This window comes from Micromonospora sp. WMMD882, from assembly GCF_027497255.1.
Taxonomy (GTDB): domain Bacteria; phylum Actinomycetota; class Actinomycetes; order Mycobacteriales; family Micromonosporaceae; genus Micromonospora.
The window spans coordinates 5244833-5260664 of record NZ_CP114903.1; the positions used below are offsets into that span (position 1 = coordinate 5244833).

At 75.0% G+C, this 15832-nt stretch carries 14 protein-coding genes; 4 read left to right on the forward strand and 10 right to left on the reverse strand.

The window, feature by feature from the left end:
• Positions 1-59 precede the first annotated feature (59 nt).
• Positions 60-875, forward strand: coding sequence for an enoyl-CoA hydratase/isomerase family protein (locus O7606_RS22445; protein WP_281595997.1), 816 nt, complete (start codon positions 60-62; stop codon positions 873-875).
• Between the two features lie 171 nt (positions 876-1046).
• Here O7606_RS22445 and O7606_RS22450 read toward each other — a convergent pair whose 3' ends face one another.
• The 3 genes from O7606_RS22450 to O7606_RS22460 all read right to left on the reverse strand — a co-directional run bounded on the left by O7606_RS22450 (position 1047) and on the right by O7606_RS22460 (position 4361).
• A complete protein-coding gene (locus O7606_RS22450; RefSeq protein ID WP_281595998.1) occupies positions 1047-2207 on the reverse strand; it encodes a hypothetical protein in 1161 nt (386 codons plus the stop codon).
• A 66-nt stretch (positions 2208-2273) separates the two neighbouring features.
• The gene (locus tag O7606_RS22455) at positions 2274-3815 is read right to left on the reverse strand and encodes an FAD-dependent oxidoreductase (protein WP_281595999.1); all 1542 of its coding nucleotides are present in this window, start codon (positions 3813-3815) and stop codon (positions 2274-2276) included.
• 63 nt (positions 3816-3878) lie between these two features.
• Positions 3879-4361, reverse strand: coding sequence for an MSMEG_6728 family protein (locus O7606_RS22460; protein ID WP_281596000.1), 483 nt, complete (start codon positions 4359-4361; stop codon positions 3879-3881).
• A gap of 67 nt (positions 4362-4428) precedes the next feature.
• Between O7606_RS22460 and O7606_RS22465 the strand changes: the two genes are divergently transcribed.
• A complete protein-coding gene (locus O7606_RS22465) occupies positions 4429-6363 on the forward strand; it encodes an NAD-binding protein (RefSeq protein WP_281596001.1) in 1935 nt (644 codons plus the stop codon).
• 206 nt (positions 6364-6569) lie between these two features.
• Here O7606_RS22465 and O7606_RS22470 read toward each other — a convergent pair whose 3' ends face one another.
• Together O7606_RS22470 and O7606_RS22475 are read right to left on the reverse strand one after the other, a co-directional pair.
• Entirely contained in the window at positions 6570-7826 is a 1257-nt protein-coding gene (locus tag O7606_RS22470; RefSeq protein ID WP_281596002.1) for an APC family permease, read from the reverse strand.
• 10 nt (positions 7827-7836) lie between these two features.
• Positions 7837-8604 carry a phosphatase PAP2 family protein gene (locus O7606_RS22475; protein ID WP_281596003.1) on the reverse strand — a complete coding sequence of 256 codons (768 nt, stop codon included), beginning with the start codon at positions 8602-8604 and terminating at the stop codon, positions 7837-7839.
• A 99-nt stretch (positions 8605-8703) separates the two neighbouring features.
• Between O7606_RS22475 and O7606_RS22480 the strand changes: the two genes are divergently transcribed.
• Positions 8704-9912, forward strand: a complete 1209-nt coding sequence (locus O7606_RS22480) for a DUF4032 domain-containing protein (RefSeq protein ID WP_281596004.1) — start codon at positions 8704-8706, stop codon at positions 9910-9912.
• A gap of 63 nt (positions 9913-9975) precedes the next feature.
• Here the strand turns inward: O7606_RS22480 and O7606_RS22485 are convergent, their stop codons facing one another.
• The 5 genes from O7606_RS22485 to O7606_RS22505 form a co-directional block, all read right to left on the reverse strand.
• Positions 9976-11163, reverse strand: coding sequence for a hypothetical protein (locus O7606_RS22485; protein WP_281596005.1), 1188 nt, complete (start codon positions 11161-11163; stop codon positions 9976-9978).
• On the reverse strand, positions 11088-11612 hold the full coding sequence (locus O7606_RS22490; protein ID WP_281596006.1) for a hypothetical protein: 525 nt from the start codon (positions 11610-11612) through the stop codon (positions 11088-11090). The genes O7606_RS22485 and O7606_RS22490 overlap by 76 nt, the downstream gene beginning before the upstream one ends.
• Positions 11613-11678: 66 nt before the next feature.
• Positions 11679-12788, reverse strand: coding sequence for an N-acetylglucosamine-6-phosphate deacetylase (gene nagA / locus O7606_RS22495; RefSeq protein ID WP_281596007.1), 1110 nt, complete (start codon positions 12786-12788; stop codon positions 11679-11681).
• Positions 12785-13684, reverse strand: a complete 900-nt coding sequence (locus O7606_RS22500; protein ID WP_281599812.1) for an ROK family protein — start codon at positions 13682-13684, stop codon at positions 12785-12787. The genes nagA and O7606_RS22500 overlap by 4 nt, the downstream gene beginning before the upstream one ends.
• Before the next feature lie 128 nt (positions 13685-13812).
• Entirely contained in the window at positions 13813-14739 is a 927-nt protein-coding gene (locus O7606_RS22505; protein WP_281596008.1) for a sugar isomerase, read from the reverse strand.
• Positions 14740-14934: 195 nt separating this feature from the next.
• Here O7606_RS22505 and O7606_RS22510 point away from each other — a divergent pair, with 195 nt between their 5' ends.
• A complete protein-coding gene (locus tag O7606_RS22510) occupies positions 14935-15720 on the forward strand; it encodes a DeoR/GlpR family DNA-binding transcription regulator (RefSeq protein ID WP_281599813.1) in 786 nt (261 codons plus the stop codon).
• Positions 15721-15832: the final 112 nt, after the last annotated feature.

A 15832-nucleotide genomic window follows, 5' to 3' on the forward strand; every position in this document is an offset into this window, starting at 1 on the left:
ACCCCGGTGGTCGCCGGGCCCGCGTCGTTAGGGTCGGCGGACGAGAAGGGTGGTGGGCGGTGTCGGACCCGCAGTTGACGGTCGAGGTGACCGGGCCGGTGGCGACCGTGACGATCAGCAACCCGGCCCGGCGCAACGCGATGACCCACGAGATGTGGCGGCGGTTGCCGGTGCTGCTGGACCGGGTCGAGGCGGACCCGGCCGTCCGGGCGCTGGTGCTCACCGGGGCGGGGGACACCTTCTGCGCCGGCGCGGACCTGGCCGACCTGGGGGAGACGCTGGCCCTCGGTGACGCCGGCGTCGCGGTCGCCGCCGAGGAACGGCTGGCCGCCTTCGCCAAACCGACGATCGCCGCCGTGCGGGGGGCCTGCGTGGGCGGCGGCTGTCAGCTCGCCGTCGCCTGCGACCTGCGGATCGTCGCCGCGGACGCGCGGTTCGGGGTGCCCCCGGCCCGGCTCGGGCTGGTCTACCCGGCCCCGACCACCCGCCGGCTGGCCGCCCTGGTCGGCCCGGCAACCGCCAAGTACCTGCTCTTCACCGGCGAGCTGATCGACGCCGAACGGGCCGTCCGGGTGGGGCTCGCCGACGAGGTCGTGCCGGTGGACCGGCTCGCCGACCGGGTCGCCGGGCTGACCGGGAGCGTCGCCGCCCGGTCGCAGCTCACCGTCGTCGCGGCCAAGGAGATCGTGGACGGCCGGGCGGACGCCGACCGGGTCGCCTGGTGGTACGGGCAGGTCCAGACCAGCGGCGAGGCCCGCGAGGGGGTGGCCGCCTTCCACGAACGCCGCCCGGCGCGGTTCACCTGGGCGGTCCCGCCGGAAAAAACGTCCGGACCGGATGTCGGAGCCGGGCCGGCCGGTTCGTGGGGTGACTGAGGCCGGCACCGGACCGACGGCGCGCTCAGGAAGATCCTTCGTGAGCCCGGACGGGAGGGGCCGCCGGCCGCCCGGCTGAGCGGGCCGACCCACCGGCCAACGGGGACGCTCAGCCGGGCGGGGACACCGGAGCCACCGGCCCCGCCGGACGCGTCGGGCCGGAGCAGCAGGTCAGGTGGCGCGTCCCCGGCGGGCGGCGGTGGCGGCGCGGGCCGCGTCGAGCGGGCGGCTGACGCAGTCGGCCATCTGCGCCACCAGCTCGCTGTGCAGCAGCGGCCGGTTCACCTCGCTGGCCACCTGCAACGCCGGCCCGGAGACGGAACGCCAGATGGCGGCCAGCCCCGCGCCGAGGCCGAGCAGCGCGATCGCAGCCCGGGTGACCGGGGAGCCGCCGGCCGCGGCGGCGCTCACCCCGACCACCGCCACCAGGACCAGCACCAGCGGTACGAGCACCGGGTAGAAGATTCCCCGCGCGGCCCGGACCACCAGTTTCCGGTCCCGGATGATCAGGTTGCGGGCGACGATCGCGTAGTGCTCCTCGTCGAGCAGGTCCCGGGGGTGCAGGCCGCCGGTCAGCACGCCCCGCCACAGGTCGCCCTGGTTGCGCAGCTCGTGGGCCAGGTCGCGGGGCTCGGCCTCGGCCGGGTCGCCGGCCAGCGTGGCCCGGACGGCGGTCGTCCAGCTCTCCAGCGAGCGGCGCACCACCGGGGCGGCGTACGGCGGCAGCACGCTGGCCAGCTCCTCCAGCCAGCGGCGCAGCTCGGTCTGCCGGCCGCCGAACCGGTGCGCCAACTGCTCGGCGTCGCACCGCCGTACGGTGTCGGCGAGCGAGCGTCCGAGCCGGTACGCGAGCCCGACCCGGTGGTTGGTGGCCATCGCCCAGCGCAGCACGTCCACGTTCAGCTCGTTGAGGGCGAACAGCATCGCGGCCACGTCGCCGGGCCGGTCGTGCCGGGCCCGACCGACCTTGGCCTGGGCGGCGGCGGTGGACGGGCCGACCCCGTCGTTGCGGCTCAACGCGGCGATCTGGGCGAGGGCCACGTCCACCCCGTCGAGGTACATCTGCATGCGCTGTCGTCCCGACATCTCGGTCAGGTTGGACAGCTTGGCCGGGGGGACGGTCGGACGGGGCCCGCCCCCGTCACCCAGGCCGGTGAGCTGCGCGTGGTGGTACGCGTCGGCCATCCACCAGCCGAGCCGCAGCGCGGTCACCACGCACGCCCGTTCCGCCGCCGTCCCGGGGTGTCCCGCGCTGGCGTCGGGCTCGGGGCGGCCGGCCTCGTCGAGGCGGGGCGTCGGCTCCGCGCGGAGCCGCTGGTGGCGTGACTGCACAGGTCCCTCGCTGGCGTACCGTTACGCCCAGCTTATTCGTATACCAGTGCTAATTTCGTGAAAACGTCATTTCCCGGGGGGCCGGTCGGCGAGCAGCCCACGCGGACGCACCGAACGTACCGGCTCGGCGGCCCCGCCCTCGGCGCGCAGGATGTGGTTCGCGGCGATGATCCCGGTGGCCGCCGCCCGCTCCATCAGCGCGCTCGGGAAGTCCGTCCGGATCCCGTCGCCGGCCAGGTAGAGGCCGGCGGCGCCGGTGCGCACCCCGGGCCGGGTCGCCTGGCCGCCCGGCCGGAACGCCGGGGCCTGCGCCTCCACCCGGGCGCGCAGCTCACGGACCCGCAGCCCGGCCACCTCCGGCCAGAGCGCGGCCAGCTCGCCGCGCATCCGCTCGGCCAGCACGTCGGCGGCCACCCCCGGCTCACACGCGTACGCGTGCACCTCCACCACCGAACCGCCGACGCGCTCCGCCCAGCGGCGGGACTCCCGCTCCAGCCGGTGGTAGAGGGTCACCGAGTCCAGGGTGGCCTCCCGGGACACCCCGCTGAACACCGCCCGGTCGGCGCGCACGTCCCCGTCCAGCCAGTACCGCGCCACCGCGTACGGCGGACCGGGCGGGCCGAACGCGGGCATCCGCGCCACCAGGTCCCCGGCGACCGCCGCGAGCCCGGGGGAGGCCCCGACCAGCGCGGCCAGCGCCGGCGGGTCGACCGCCAGCACCACGTGCCCGCCCCGGTACGCCGTGCCGTCGCCGGTCGTCACCTGCCAGCCGTCCGCGTCCCGCGCCAGGGTGGTGGCCGCCGCCCCGGTGACCACCCGACCGCCGTGCCGCCGCAGGTGCCGGGTCAGCGGCGCCCAGATCACCGTCGCGTAGTCCTCGGCGGGCGCGTCGAACGCCAACCCCTCGGCGTTGCCCAGCAGGTAGAAGTGGAACTGCGCGACCATCTCGGCGGCCGACATCTCCGCCTCGTGGTTGAAGAACGAGTGCGAGAAGACCTCGAACAGCATCGCCCGCGCCCGGTCCGGCAGCCGCAGCGAGTCGAGCAGCTCGGCGGCGGTCCGGTCGTCCAGCTCGGCGTAGGTGCGCTCCGGATCGTAGGTGAGCAGCGGTAACGCGGCGTCCCGGTCCATTCCGCGCAGGTCCCGCAGCCGCAGGCTGGGGCTGCGCAGCAGCAGGGCGAGCAGGTTCGCCGGCGGGGCCGGCGGCAGCCGGCCGAACTCCTCGGTCGGCCACCGTCGACTCAGGATCGGGTAACCCGGCACCGCCCGCAGGAAACCCAGCCCCGGGTCGGCCCGCCGCAGGATCGACCGCCAGTTGTAGTACTGCCGGAAGAACGCGTGGAAGCCGTGCTCGACCACCTGCCGGCTGCCGTCGGCCAGGGTCTCCGGCCACGCGCCGAGCCGCCCGCCCAGGGTGGGCGCGGCCTCCAGCACGGTCACCCGGACGCCCCGTTCGGCGAGCACCACCGCCGCCGACATGCCGGCGATGCCACCGCCGACCACCACCACGTCGACCGGGCGGGGCACCCGCGACGCGCCCCCACCGCCGGGGTCCACGAGGTGCTCCCGTACGCCGATCAACCGGCCGACCCGCTGCGACAGCGCCATGCGCCCAGTCTCCCCCAGCCCCGGCCGGACCGCCCTCCGTGCAGGTCGGGGGGCGCGCCGGGGTCACCCGTCGGGGCAGCGGCGGGGGCGGTCCGAGGCGGGCCAGACGTACTCCAGGTCGTCCGGCACGGCACCGAAGAGCGGGCGGTAGTGGTCGGGATCCTTGCGCAGCAGGGACGACCGGTGGCTGCGGTGCAGGTCCTCCCGGCCCAGCCAGGGCGGCAGGTCACCGGCCCCGGCCAGCTCCGGCTGGGTACGGACCACCCGGAGGCCGCAGCCGGTGGCGAGATCGGCGACGAGGGTGGCCGCGCAGGTGTCCGCCCGCCCGCCCGCGCGCCACACCGCGCACACGTCCAGGCCGTACCGGACCAGCGCCTCCTCGTACCCGGCCCACATCTTCACCGCCGGATGGTGCCGCCAGCCGTACCCGGGTCGGGTCAGGCCGCGCAGCACCTGGATCGCCTCCACCCGCTGCTTGCCGAGCCGGCGCTGGTCCAGCACCCGGGCGCTGGCCAGGAAATCCGGGTACGGAAGGAACGTCTGCACCGCTGAGCTCTACCCGTAGCGTCGGGCCGCATGCCTCGCCCGCGGCGCGTGGACGGCGGTGGATACCATGCGGCGCATGGCGGAGCCCCTGCTCGACCGCGCGTGGCGGGCCGGCCGACGACTACGCCCCAACGGTTCCCGACGCCACTACGTGGTCTGCGGGCACGACCCGCTCGCCTACTGGGTGGTTCGGGCGTTGCTCACCAGCGAGGTCGCCAGCGGCCGGATCCGGGTCACCCTCATCGTGCCGGAACGTCCCCGCTCCGACGGCCCGGACGGGCGGCACATCCACGGCGTCGACGTGGTCCGGGCCGACCGGCTGGACACCGCCACGTTCCGCCGGGTCGGGCTGGCCGACGCGGCCGGGCTGGCCCTGCTGCACCAGGACGACGTGGGCAACCTGTCGGCCGCGCTCTGCGCGCAGGAGGTCGAGCCGAAGCTGCGCCTGGTGGTGCGCATGTTCAACACCGGCCTGGCCAACGGGGTCCGGCAGATCTTCCCCGACTCGGCGGTGCTGTCGGACGCCACCATGGCCGCCCCGGCGTTCGTCGCCGCCGCGCTCGGCGAGGTCGCCCCCACCCACTTCCGGCACGCCGGCCGCACCCTCTACGTGGCCCACCGCGACGACGTACGCCCGGAGGAAGTCGTCTGCGCGGTGGCCGACACCCGCGATCCCCGCGAGGTGCGGCTGCTGCCCGCCGACGAGTCCACGGCGGACGTGGTGCTCGCCGAGGCGACCGGCCGGGCCCCCGGCGCGGAGCTGGCCGCCCGCCGGTTGGCCAGGGCCCGGCGGCGGCGCGGCTGGCGTCGGCCGCTGGCGGTGCCGTTGCGCGCGGTACGCAGCTTCGCCACCCGCAAGATCGGGGCTGCGGTGCTGGCGGTGCTGGCCCTGATCGGGACGCTCGGCTGGCTCAACGGCCGGGCCGCCCACCTGAGCTGGGCCGACGCGCTCTACCTCACCCTGGTCACCACGCTCACCGGCCAGGATCCCGACGCCGCCAAGCCGCTCGCCGAGCAGATCATGCAGGTGGTGCTCAGCGTCGCCGGCCTGGCGCTGATCCCGTTGATCACCGCCGTGGTGGTCGACGGCGTGGTCAACGCCCGGCTGGCCCTGCACTCCGGCCGGATCCAGCCGGACCGGGCCGGGCACGTGGTGGTGGTCGGCCTCGGCAACGTCGGCACCCGGGTGATGGCCCTGCTGCACGACTTCGGTGTCGAGGTGGTGGCGATCGACAGGCACGCCGAGCCGCGTGGCGCGTCGCTGGCCCGGCGGCTCGGCGTACCGCTGATCGTCGGGGACGCGGCGCTGGAGGACACGTTGCGGGCCGCGTCGGTGGGCGCCTGCCAGGCCCTGGTGGTGGTCTCCACCGACGACGCCACCAACCTCCAGGCCGCCCTCAACGGCCGGGCGCTGAACGAGGACCTGCGCGTGGTGCTGCGCCTGTTCGACGGCGACTTCGCCGAACGCATCCAGCGTGCCTTCGGCATCGGCGCGTCGAGCAGCGTGTCGTACCTGGCCGCGCCGTCGTTCGCCGCCGCCCTGCTGGACCGCGCGATGATCGCCACCATCCCGGTCGGCCGGCACGCGCTGCTGGTCACCGAGGTCTCGGTGGCCGCCGGATCTCCGCTGGACGGTCACCCGCTGGACGCGGTCGGCCGTCCCGGCGAGGTGCGGCTGCTCGCGCACGCCCGCGCCGGCCAGCCCCGCTCCGAGTGGCGCCCCGACCCGCGCCTGGTGATCGTGGCCGGTGACCGGCTGACCGTGCTGGCCCGCCGCGCCGGCCTGAACGCGCTGCTCCGCGAGGTCACCGCCCCCGACATTCCGCCCTCGGCCGTTTCCCGGTCCGTCCCGCCGGGCGTTGTCCCGCCCCCGACGGCTCCGGCCGCCCGCGTCGCGCCGCCGACTCCGGGCGGACCACCGGCCCGGAGCGCGCCGCCACCCGTGGAGTCGTTGCCTGCGGAGCCGTTGCCCGCCGAGTCGGACGAGTCTGGCACGTCCTGACGGTCGGCACCGTCTTTCAGCCGCCCTGACGGAGACTTCCACGGTAGTGGATGTCATGTCGGCGGTCTTCGAAAAGGCACGGTGTACGTCCGGCGGGGGCTGGTCGGGCCGGTCGCCGAGATCCTTGATCTGGGGGTGTCGGGCGCTCACGACCAACCCGTTTCGCGGAAACGGAGTCGATCAAGGGGGTGGTCGACCGAAGTCGATCAAGGGGTGACTCGGCGGAAGCGGAAGCGGAAGCGGTGGCGGGCGGCGTACCAGAGGGTGCCGAGGGCGAGGACGCCGAAACCGGCGAGCACGCTGCCCAGCGGCAGGTTGGCCGCGAGCACCAGGCAGCCGACCAGCCCGGCCACCGCCAACGCCCGCCCCGGCAACCGCCGGTCCGGCTCCCGCCCCAGCGTCAGCGCCGCCGCGTTGGTGATCGCGTAGTAGACCAGCACCGTACAGCTCGAAAAACCGATCGCCTGACGGACATCGCCGAGGAGCGCCACCACGATCACCACGGCGGCGACGGTCAGCTCGGCGCGGTGCGGCACCCGGTGGCGGCGGTGCACGGCGGCGAGCCCGCCCGGCAGGTCCCGGCGGCGGGCCATCGCCAGGGTGGTCCGGCCGACCCCGGCGACCAGGGACAACAGCACCCCGGTCACCGCCACGGTCGCGCCGGCGCGCACCACCGGAGCCAGACCGGGCAGGCCGGCGGCGGTCACCACGTCGGCCAGGGGGGCGGCGGAACCGGCCAGCGCGTCGGCCCCCAGCACGCCGACCGTGACCACCGCCAGGACCAGGTAGATCGCCAGCACGACGCCCAACGCCAGCGGCACCGCCCGGGGGATGGTCCGCCCCGGATCGCGTACCTCCTCACCGAGGGTGGCGATCCGGGCGTACCCGGCGAACGCGAAGAACAGCAGGCCGGCGGCGGTGAGCACGCCCCGACCCGAGCCGCCCGGGTCACCCAGCCGGTCGACGGAGACCGCGCCGACGCCGGTCGCCGCGACCAGCGCCAGCACCGCCAGCACCACGCCGACCAGAATCTTCGTCGCGGTCGCGGTCTTGCCGATGCCGCGCAGGTTCACCGCGGTCACCGCCACCACGGCGGCGACGGCGACCAGCCGCGCCCGCTCCGGCCACAGGTACGCCCCGATGGTCAGCGCCATCGCCGCGCAGCTCGCCGTCTTGCCGACCACGAACCCCCAGCCGGCCAGGAAACCGGCGTACGGGCTCAGCCGCTCCCGCCCGTACACGTAGGTGCCGCCGGACTCCGGGTAGCGGGCGGCCAACCGGGCCGAGCTGGTCGCGTTGCAGAACGCCACGAAACCGGCCACGGCCACCGCGAGCAGCAGACCCGCGCCGCCGGCCGCCGCCGCGGCGGGCGCGAACACCACGAAGACGCCCGCGCCGAGCATCGACCCCAGGCCGACGACCACCGCGTCGGCCACGCCCAACCGTCGCGCCAGTCGATCCACGACCCCGACCCTAGGGGTACGGGGTGAACGGCCGGTTCCAGCGCCGTAGCCGACCCGGCAGCGGCAGGGCGTCCCACGGGATCCGGCGCAGGATCCGGTCCAGCAGCAGCCCGAGCAGCAGCCCGGCCACCGAGTCGGTCAACCAGTGCCAGCCCAGGTAGGTGGTGGTGAAGATGACCACGACGGGCGGGACCACCCGGATGGCGGTGACCAGTCGGGGCGGCACGCGCCGGCCGAAGTCGCGCAGCAGCGGGGCGAGCAGCAGCGCCAGCACGCCGTACCAGACGATCGCGTTGGCCACGTGCCCCGACGGGTACGACTGGGCGAACCGCAACGGCAGCTCGTCGGAGAACAGGGGCAGGGTCTGCTCGACCGGCAGGTACGGCTCCTTGACGCTGGCGCTCGGCGCGGGCCGGGCCGTCCAGACCTTCAACGGGCCGATGGTGAACGTCGTCAGCCCGAACGCCACCACCGGCGGCAGGATCGGCCGCACCGACCCCAGCCGGACCGCCAACGCCACGCCCAGCCCCGCCGCGAGCAGCGTCAACGGGGTGCCCTGGCCCAGGAGGTTGAACACCACCGCGATCCGGTACGCGACGGTCGGCCGGTGGTCGGCGGCCCAGTCGGCGACCGCCAGGTCCAGCCCGAAGAGGTGGCCGGCGGCCAGCGCCACGGTGATCCCCACCAGCCCGGCCAGCAGCAGCGCGTCCCACCACCAACCGGCGGGACGCACCGGGGCGGGCCGGGCCTTTCGCCGTACCGTCGGGGTCTCACGCACGTCGGACACGCTACCGGCCGGCGGCGTCCGCCGGTCCGACGCTGTGGGCCGAGCCACGAAGGGAAGCGCCGCACCGGGGCTAGGCGGCATGCTTGACCCGTGCGGATCACTTCGGCCCTTGTCGACCCGGCGCTGCTCGACCTTCCCTGGTCGACCCCGCTGGAGCAGTGGCCTGCCGAGCATCTGGTGGCGCTGCCGCAGGGCATCTCCCGGCACATCGTCCGGTTCGTCCGTCTCGGTGGGTTCGTCTACGCGGTGAAGGAGACCGGCGAGCGGGTCGCCGAACGCGAGTACGACCTGCTCCGGGCCCTGGAACGGATCGACTTCCCCTCGGTGGAGGCGGTCGCGATCGTCGCCGACCGGCACGCCCCCGACGGCGAGCCCCTGGACCCGGTGCTGATCACCCGGCACCTCCAGTTCTCCCTGCCGTACCGGGCGCTGTTCTCGCACACCCTGCGCCCGGAAACCCTGGAACGGCTGCTCGACGCGCTCGCCGCGCTGCTCGTCCGGATGCACCTGACCGGCTTCTTCTGGGGCGACTGCTCACTGTCGAACACGCTGTTCCGGCGGGACGCGGGCGCGTTCGCCGCGTACCTGGTCGACGCCGAGACCGGGGCGCTGCGCACCTCCCTGTCCAACGGTCAACGCGGCGAGGACCTGGAGATCGCCCGGGTGAACATCTTCGGCGAGGCGCTCGACCTGCAGGCCGCCGGGCTGCTGCACGAGTCGGTCGACCCGGAGGTGGTCTGCGAGGAGGTCGTGCGGCGGTACGAGCGCCTCTGGCACGAGATCACCTACGAGCAGCAGGTCGAGCGGGAGGCCCGGCACGACATCGAGAGTCGGATCCGCCGCCTCAACGAGCTGGGCTTCGACGTCGCCGAGGTGGCGCTCTCCACCATCGAGGACGGGCGGTACCTGATCCGGCCGAAGGTGGTCGACGCCGGCTACCACACCCGTCGGCTGCTCCGCCTGACCGGCCTGGACGCCGAGGAGAACCAGGCCCGCAAGCTCCTCAACAACCTGGACGCGTACCGCGCCGAGAGCGACCTGACCGACGAGCAGCAGGCGGCGCACCGCTGGCTGACCGAGGTGTTCGAGCCGGTGGTCCGGGCCGTCCCGGCGCACCTGCGCCGCAAACTGGAGCCGCAGGAGGTGTTCGCGCAGATCATCGAACACAAGTGGCTGCTGTCGGAGCAGGCCGGCCGGGACGTGGGCATGGCCCCGGCGGTCCAGTCGTACCTCAACGAGGTGCTGGTGCACCGCCCCGACGAGCAGGCCGTCCTGGGCGTCGAGGTCACCCCGGCCTGACCGGCGTGCTGCCGGCGTCGTGCCGGCCCTGCGGTGCTGCCGGCGCCCTGCCGGTGATCCGGGTCAGCGGCAGAACAGGCCGCCGCCGCGCAGGTCGCGCACCCGGGCGTACCCGTCGATCGCGCCGTCCCCGCTGACCGCCCGGGTCTGGGTGATCAGCACGCAGGTCGCGCCGTACCGCTCGGCGATCGCGGCCCGCCGCCCCGGCGTGGTGCCGGGGGCCCGCAGTTCGCGCCGGGCCGCCTCACGTTCCTTCTCGTCGCCGATCCACGGGTTCGGCCAGCCCGGGTTGACCGTGTGGTAGCCCAACCAGTTCAGGTGCCGGTCGGCGTGCCGCCGGTCGGTGAGCACGGTGACGCCGGTGGGCACGTACCGGGTGACGAAGTCGTACTCGTGGGACGGGCCGCTCAGGCTCGGCGTGCGGGCGCGCTCCCGCAGCGCCTCGGGCAGCGCGCCGGTCGGCGCCGCGCCGAGGAAGCCGTTCAGCGGCGTGACGTCCACCGCCAGGCCGGCGAGCAGCACCAGCGCCGCGAACGCCCCGAGCAGCCGCCGCCCCGCCCGTCCGCCCCCGACGGGCGCGCTCTCCCCGTCCGCCGGCAAGGTCCGGCCGGCGGGCGACGTGGTCGGCGGCCAGCGGAGCACCGCGCCGGCGACGAACGCGCCGAACGCGACGTGCAGGGCCAGCATCGCGGTCGGCGCGACCCGCAGCAGGTGGTACTGCCCGGTGGCGAACGCGACCACCAGCACCGCCACGGCCAGCCCGCACATCAGCGCCAACGGGTCACGACGCTGGGCGCGCAGGCGCAGGACCAGCGGCGCCAGCCCGAGCAGCCCGTACGCGCAGGAGAGCTGCGTGGGGCTCAGCATCCCCTCGCCGAGCTGCCGGTGGATCTCCACGAACTCGGGCGCGCCGGTGAACAGCCCGCTCACCGTGCTGAACGGCCACGCCGTTACCAGCAGGAACGCGCCGATTCCGACTCCGACGACACGGAACAGGTCCGACCCGCGCCAGCGGGGGCCGGCGGCCAGCAGCACCGCCGTCGCGCCGAGCGCCGTGTTCACGGCGGTGAACGAGTGGACCAGGGTGATCGCCGCGCCGAGAAGTCCGAAGGAGACCAGCGGGCCGAGCTCCCGGCTCCGGCGGTACGCCAGCAGCCGGTCGAACGCGAGCAGCATCAGGCCGACCGCGGTGGTGCTCGGGTACGCCACCACCTCGGCCAGCGAGCGCAGCGACAGGAACCCGCTCCACACCGGAGGGCGGATCCCCCAGAGGAAGAGCGTGGCGAGCAGCGCGAACGCGGCCCGAGCGGGGAACCGGTGAACCAGCGGCAGAACCTGTGGAACGCCCACACCAGCAGCGTCGTGTTCAGCACCGCGAGCACCCCGAACACGGCGGTGGAGGAGAGCCCGGTGACCCGTACGACGACGGCGAGCAGCCAGGTCAGCGGCGAGTGGTAGGGGCTGCCGGCGCCGGTGCCGGTCATCGGGTCCGGTGGGGTGAACAGGTCCCGGGCGAGCGTGTCGACCGTCGCCACGTGCAGCAGGAAGTCGGTGGCCCAGGTGTGCTGGACGGCCACCCCGGCCGACCAGAGCACCAACCCCGCCCCCACCACGTGGTACGCGTTCACCCGGCGACGCCCGTCACCAGCAGCGGCCCCCGACTCCGAACCCTGCTTCCGCCCCAGCCCCTGTCCCAGCACCCCGGGATCCTACAAACGCCCCCACGACTGTCGTCTGTCGAACTCCCCACCGGGCGGGGGCTGGGGTCAGGGGAGCCAGTGGCCGTTTCGCATGACGCGCAGGACGGTGAGGTGGTCGTCGAGGACCACCAGGTTGGCGGCGAGACCGGGGTGCAGGGCCCCTACCTGGTGGTCCAGGCCGACCGCGCGGGCGGGGGTGGTGGCGAGCATGCGGCAGGCGTCCGCCATGGACACTCCGGCGGCCACCGCGTGCCGCAGCGCGGCGTCCATGGTGAGGGTGCTGCCGGCGATCGCCCCGCCCTCGGTCAACCGGGCCACCCCGTCGGTCACGGTGACCGCCTGACCGCCCAGCTCGTACCCGCCGTCGGGCATGCCGGCGGCGGCCATCGCGTCGGTGACCAGCGCGATCCGTTCCGGGCCGGCGACCGAGGCGGCGAACGTGAGCATCCCGTCGTGCAGGTGCACCCCGTCGCCGACCAGCTCGCAGATCACGTTGGGCGCGGAGAGCAGGGCCACGGCCGGCCCCGGCTCCCGGTGGTGCACGGGGCGCATGCCGTTGAACAGGTGCGTGCCGACGCTGGCCCCGGCGGCGATCGCGGCCCGGGTCTGGTCGAAGGTGGCGTCGGTGTGCCCGATCGCGGCGACCACCCGCTCCCCGGTGAGCAGCTTGATCGCGGCGAGCGCGCCGTCACGTTCCGGCGCGAGCGTCACCATCCGGACCGTGCCCGCGCCGATTCGGATCAGCTCGGCCAGCTCGTCGGTGGACGGGTCGCGGAGGTACTGCGGGTTCTGCGCGCCGCAGCGCGCGTCGGACAGGTACGGGCCCTCGAAGTGGATACCGGCGAGCACCCCCTCCCCGACCAGCGGGGCGAATGCCGAGGTGGCCGTGCTCATCAGCGCGAACGGGGCGCTGACCAGGCTCGCCAGCAGGGTGGTGGTGCCGTGCCGCAGGTGGAACGCGGCGGCCTGCCGGGCCGCGTCGGGGTCGCCGGTGGTGAAGGTGTGCCCGCCGCCGCCGTGGGTGTGGATGTCCACGAAGCCGGGCACGATCCAGTGGCCGTCGCGCACCGACGGGTACTCGGCGACGGCCCGGATCCGGCCCTCCTCGACCTCCACGCACCCCTGACGGATCACGCCGTTCGGGGTCACCACCTTGCCGTTCACCCGTACGGTCATGCTTCCTCCAGGAGGTCGAGGGCGAGCAGGGCCGCGCCGAGACAGCCGGCCTCGTCGCCGAGGGTAGCCGCCACCAGCCGGGGCTCCCGGTGGAAGGTGAGCCGTTCGCGCAGGGCCGTGCGGAGCGGGTCGAACAGGTGCCGGCCGGCGCGGACGAGACCTCCGCCGAGCACGACGGCCTGCACGTCGAAGAGCGCCTGGCCGGTGGCGAGCCCGTCGGCGAGCGCCTCGACGGTGTCCTGCCAGACCTCCCGGGCCAGCTCGTCGCCGGCCACCGCCCGGTCGACCACGTCCGCGGCGGTGCTGCCCGGGGCGCCGGCGAGTTCCGCGTACCGGCGGCCGACGGCCGCCGCCGAGGCCACCGCCTCCAGGCAGCCGACCCGTCCGCAGCCGCAGCGCGGCCCGCCGGGGCGGACCAGGATGTGGCCGATCTCGCCGGCGGCGCCGTGCGCGCCGACGACGGCCGTGCCGGCGACCACGTGGGCGGCGGCGATCCCGGTGCCGACCGCGACGAAGAGCACGTGCGGGGTGCCACGTCCGGCCCCGAGGCGGGCCTCGGCCAGCCCGCCGGCGCGCACGTCGTGGCCGAGCGCCGTGGGCAGGCCGAGCCGCGTCACCGCCAGCTCCCGCAGGGGTACGTCCCGGAAGCCCACGTTCGCGGACCAGACCGCCACGCCGGCGGCCTGGTCGACGATCCCCGGCACGGCGATGCCGACGGCCCGGGGAGCGAGCCCGTCGGCGTGGGCCTTGCCGGCCAGCCCCTCGGCGACGTCCAGGATGGTGGCGATGACCGCGTCCGGGCCGCGTTCGGCCCCGGTCGGATGTCGTTCGGAGTGCGCCACCGTGCCGTCCGGGCGGACCAGCGCGCACTTCATCCCCGTCCCGCCGACGTCCAGCGCGACGACGACCGGCGCCCCGACGGCGACCGGCGGCGCGTCGACGGCGTCGGACCGGGGGTGGGCCGGCGGGGCGTGCGGTGCGGGCCCGGTGGGGGCCGGCGGGCCGGGCGGGTCGGGGGCGGGGGTCACGCCAGTACCACGGAACGGGTCAGGTGCCGGGGCGCGTCGGGGTCGAGGCCACGGCTGGTGGCCAGGGCCACCGCGAACCGCTGCGCCAGGATCAGGTCGGCCATCGGGTCGACCGGGGTACGCCCGGCGGCCCAGCGCCCGAGCACCGTACGGCAGCCGTTGGTGCGGCTGTGCACGAACGCCGCGCCGGTGGCGGCGACGTCCTCGGCGAGGCCGTCCGGGATCTCGCCGAACGCCCAGACCAGCCGGCCCGGGGCGGCGATGGAGATCGGCCCGTGCCGGTAGTCCATGGCCGGGTACGCCTCGGCCCAGAAGGTGGCCGCCTCCCGGCACTTCAACGCGGCCTCCTGGGCCAGGCCGACGGTCCAGCCCCGGCCGAGGAAGGTGGCCTGCTCCACCCGGGTCGGGTCGAGCGGCAGCGGGGCCCGGACGGCGACCTCGGCGTCGGCGGCGAGCGCGGAGACGTTGTCGCCGAGGTGGGCGCGGAGCAGCGCGAGGGCGGTGGTGGCGAACCGGGTCTGCACCACGGACCGCTCGTCGGCGAACGGCAGCGGCACGGTGTCGGCGAGGCCGGCGGCCGGGGAGTCGGGGTCGCCGACGATGACGGTGGTCGGCAGGTGGCCGCGCAGCGCGGCGAGCAGGTCGGTGACCTCGGTGGTGGTGCCGGACCGGGTGATCGCGACGAGCCGGTCGTAGCGCCGGGTGGTGGGGAACTCGGACGCCTGGAACGCGTCGGTCTCGCCCTGGCCGGCGGCCTCGCGGCGGGCCGCGTACGCGGCGGCCATGAACCAGGAGGTGCCGCAGCCGACGACGGCGGTCCGCTCGCCGGGGCGCGGGAGTCGGTCGGCGACGGTCGGGGCCAGATTGGCCGCCTCCCGCCAGCAGTCGGGCTGGCTCGCGATCTCTGCGTCCACGTACGCCATGAGAAATCCTCGCAGGGGAGACTGTGCGCAATACGGCTCGTTACAGCTATGTTTCGAGCGTCATTCTGCGCGAAGTCGGGTGCTCCTGGCAACCGCTCGCCGGATCGCGCAGCCGAAGGTTTTGCGCACACCCAGTTTCGCGCACTACTGTGCACGCAATCAATCACCTTCCGTGCAGTCGTGGAGGCCCCCGAGGTGGACCGGTACGCGAGATGGAACGCCCTACTGGAGATGCTGACCGACAGCGGCAGGGTCAGCGTCGAGGAGGCCGCCGGGCGGCTCGACGTCTCCCAGGCCACCATCCGCCGGGACTTCGACCAGCTCGCCCAGCAGCAGATGATCACGCGTACCCGGGGCGGGGCGGTCGCCAACGGCGTCTCGTACGACCTGCCACTGCGCTACAAGACCGCCAAGCACTCGGCCGAGAAGCAACGGATCGGCGCCGCCGCCGCCGCGCTGGTCTCCCCGGGCACCGTGGTCGGCCTCAACGGCGGCACCACCAGCACCGAGGTAGCCCGGGCCCTGGCCGTCCGGGCGGATCTGAACACCAGTGCCGAGGGCGCCCAGTTGACCGTGGTCACCAACGCCCTGAACATCGCCAACGAGCTGCTGGTGCGGTCCCGGATGAAGGTCGTGGTGGCCGGCGGGGTGGTCCGGCCCAAGTCGTTCGAGCTGGTCGGCCCGCTGGGCGGGGCGCTGCTGCGCGAGGTCACCCTGGACGTCGCCCTGCTCGGCGTGGACGCCATCGATCCGCACCTCGGGGCCGCCGCCCACCACGAGGGCGAGGCGGCGATGAACAACCTGATGGTGGCCCGGGCCAAACGTGTGGTGATCATCGCGGACTCGTCCAAGCTGGGCGGGCACGCCTTCGCCCGGATCTGCCCGGTGGACCGGGTGGAGACGCTGGTGACCGACTCCGGCGCGTCCCCCGCCGTGGTGGCGGAGTTCCGCGCCGCCGGGGTCGACGTGGTCTGCGCCTGAGCCGTCGGGCTTCCCGACGGCCCACCGGCGGCCCGACGGGCCCGGCGGCTGGGCGTGGTCTGTCCGGGAAGCGGAAAAGTTCGGTCGAATAACGGACACGTCCGGGACGGCC

Coding starts and splice junctions, on each gene's coding strand:
- O7606_RS22455 (WP_281595999.1), bottom strand. CDS start 3,815: ATGGCGCTGTCGCAGCGGGTCGGCCGGTTGATCGGCGTACGGGAGCAC.
- O7606_RS22465 (WP_281596001.1), top strand. CDS start 4,429: ATGCGGCGCATGGCGGAGCCCCTGCTCGACCGCGCGTGGCGGGCCGGC.
- nagA (WP_281596007.1), bottom strand. CDS start 12,788: ATGACCGTACGGGTGAACGGCAAGGTGGTGACCCCGAACGGCGTGATC.
- O7606_RS22505 (WP_281596008.1), bottom strand. CDS start 14,739: ATGGCGTACGTGGACGCAGAGATCGCGAGCCAGCCCGACTGCTGGCGG.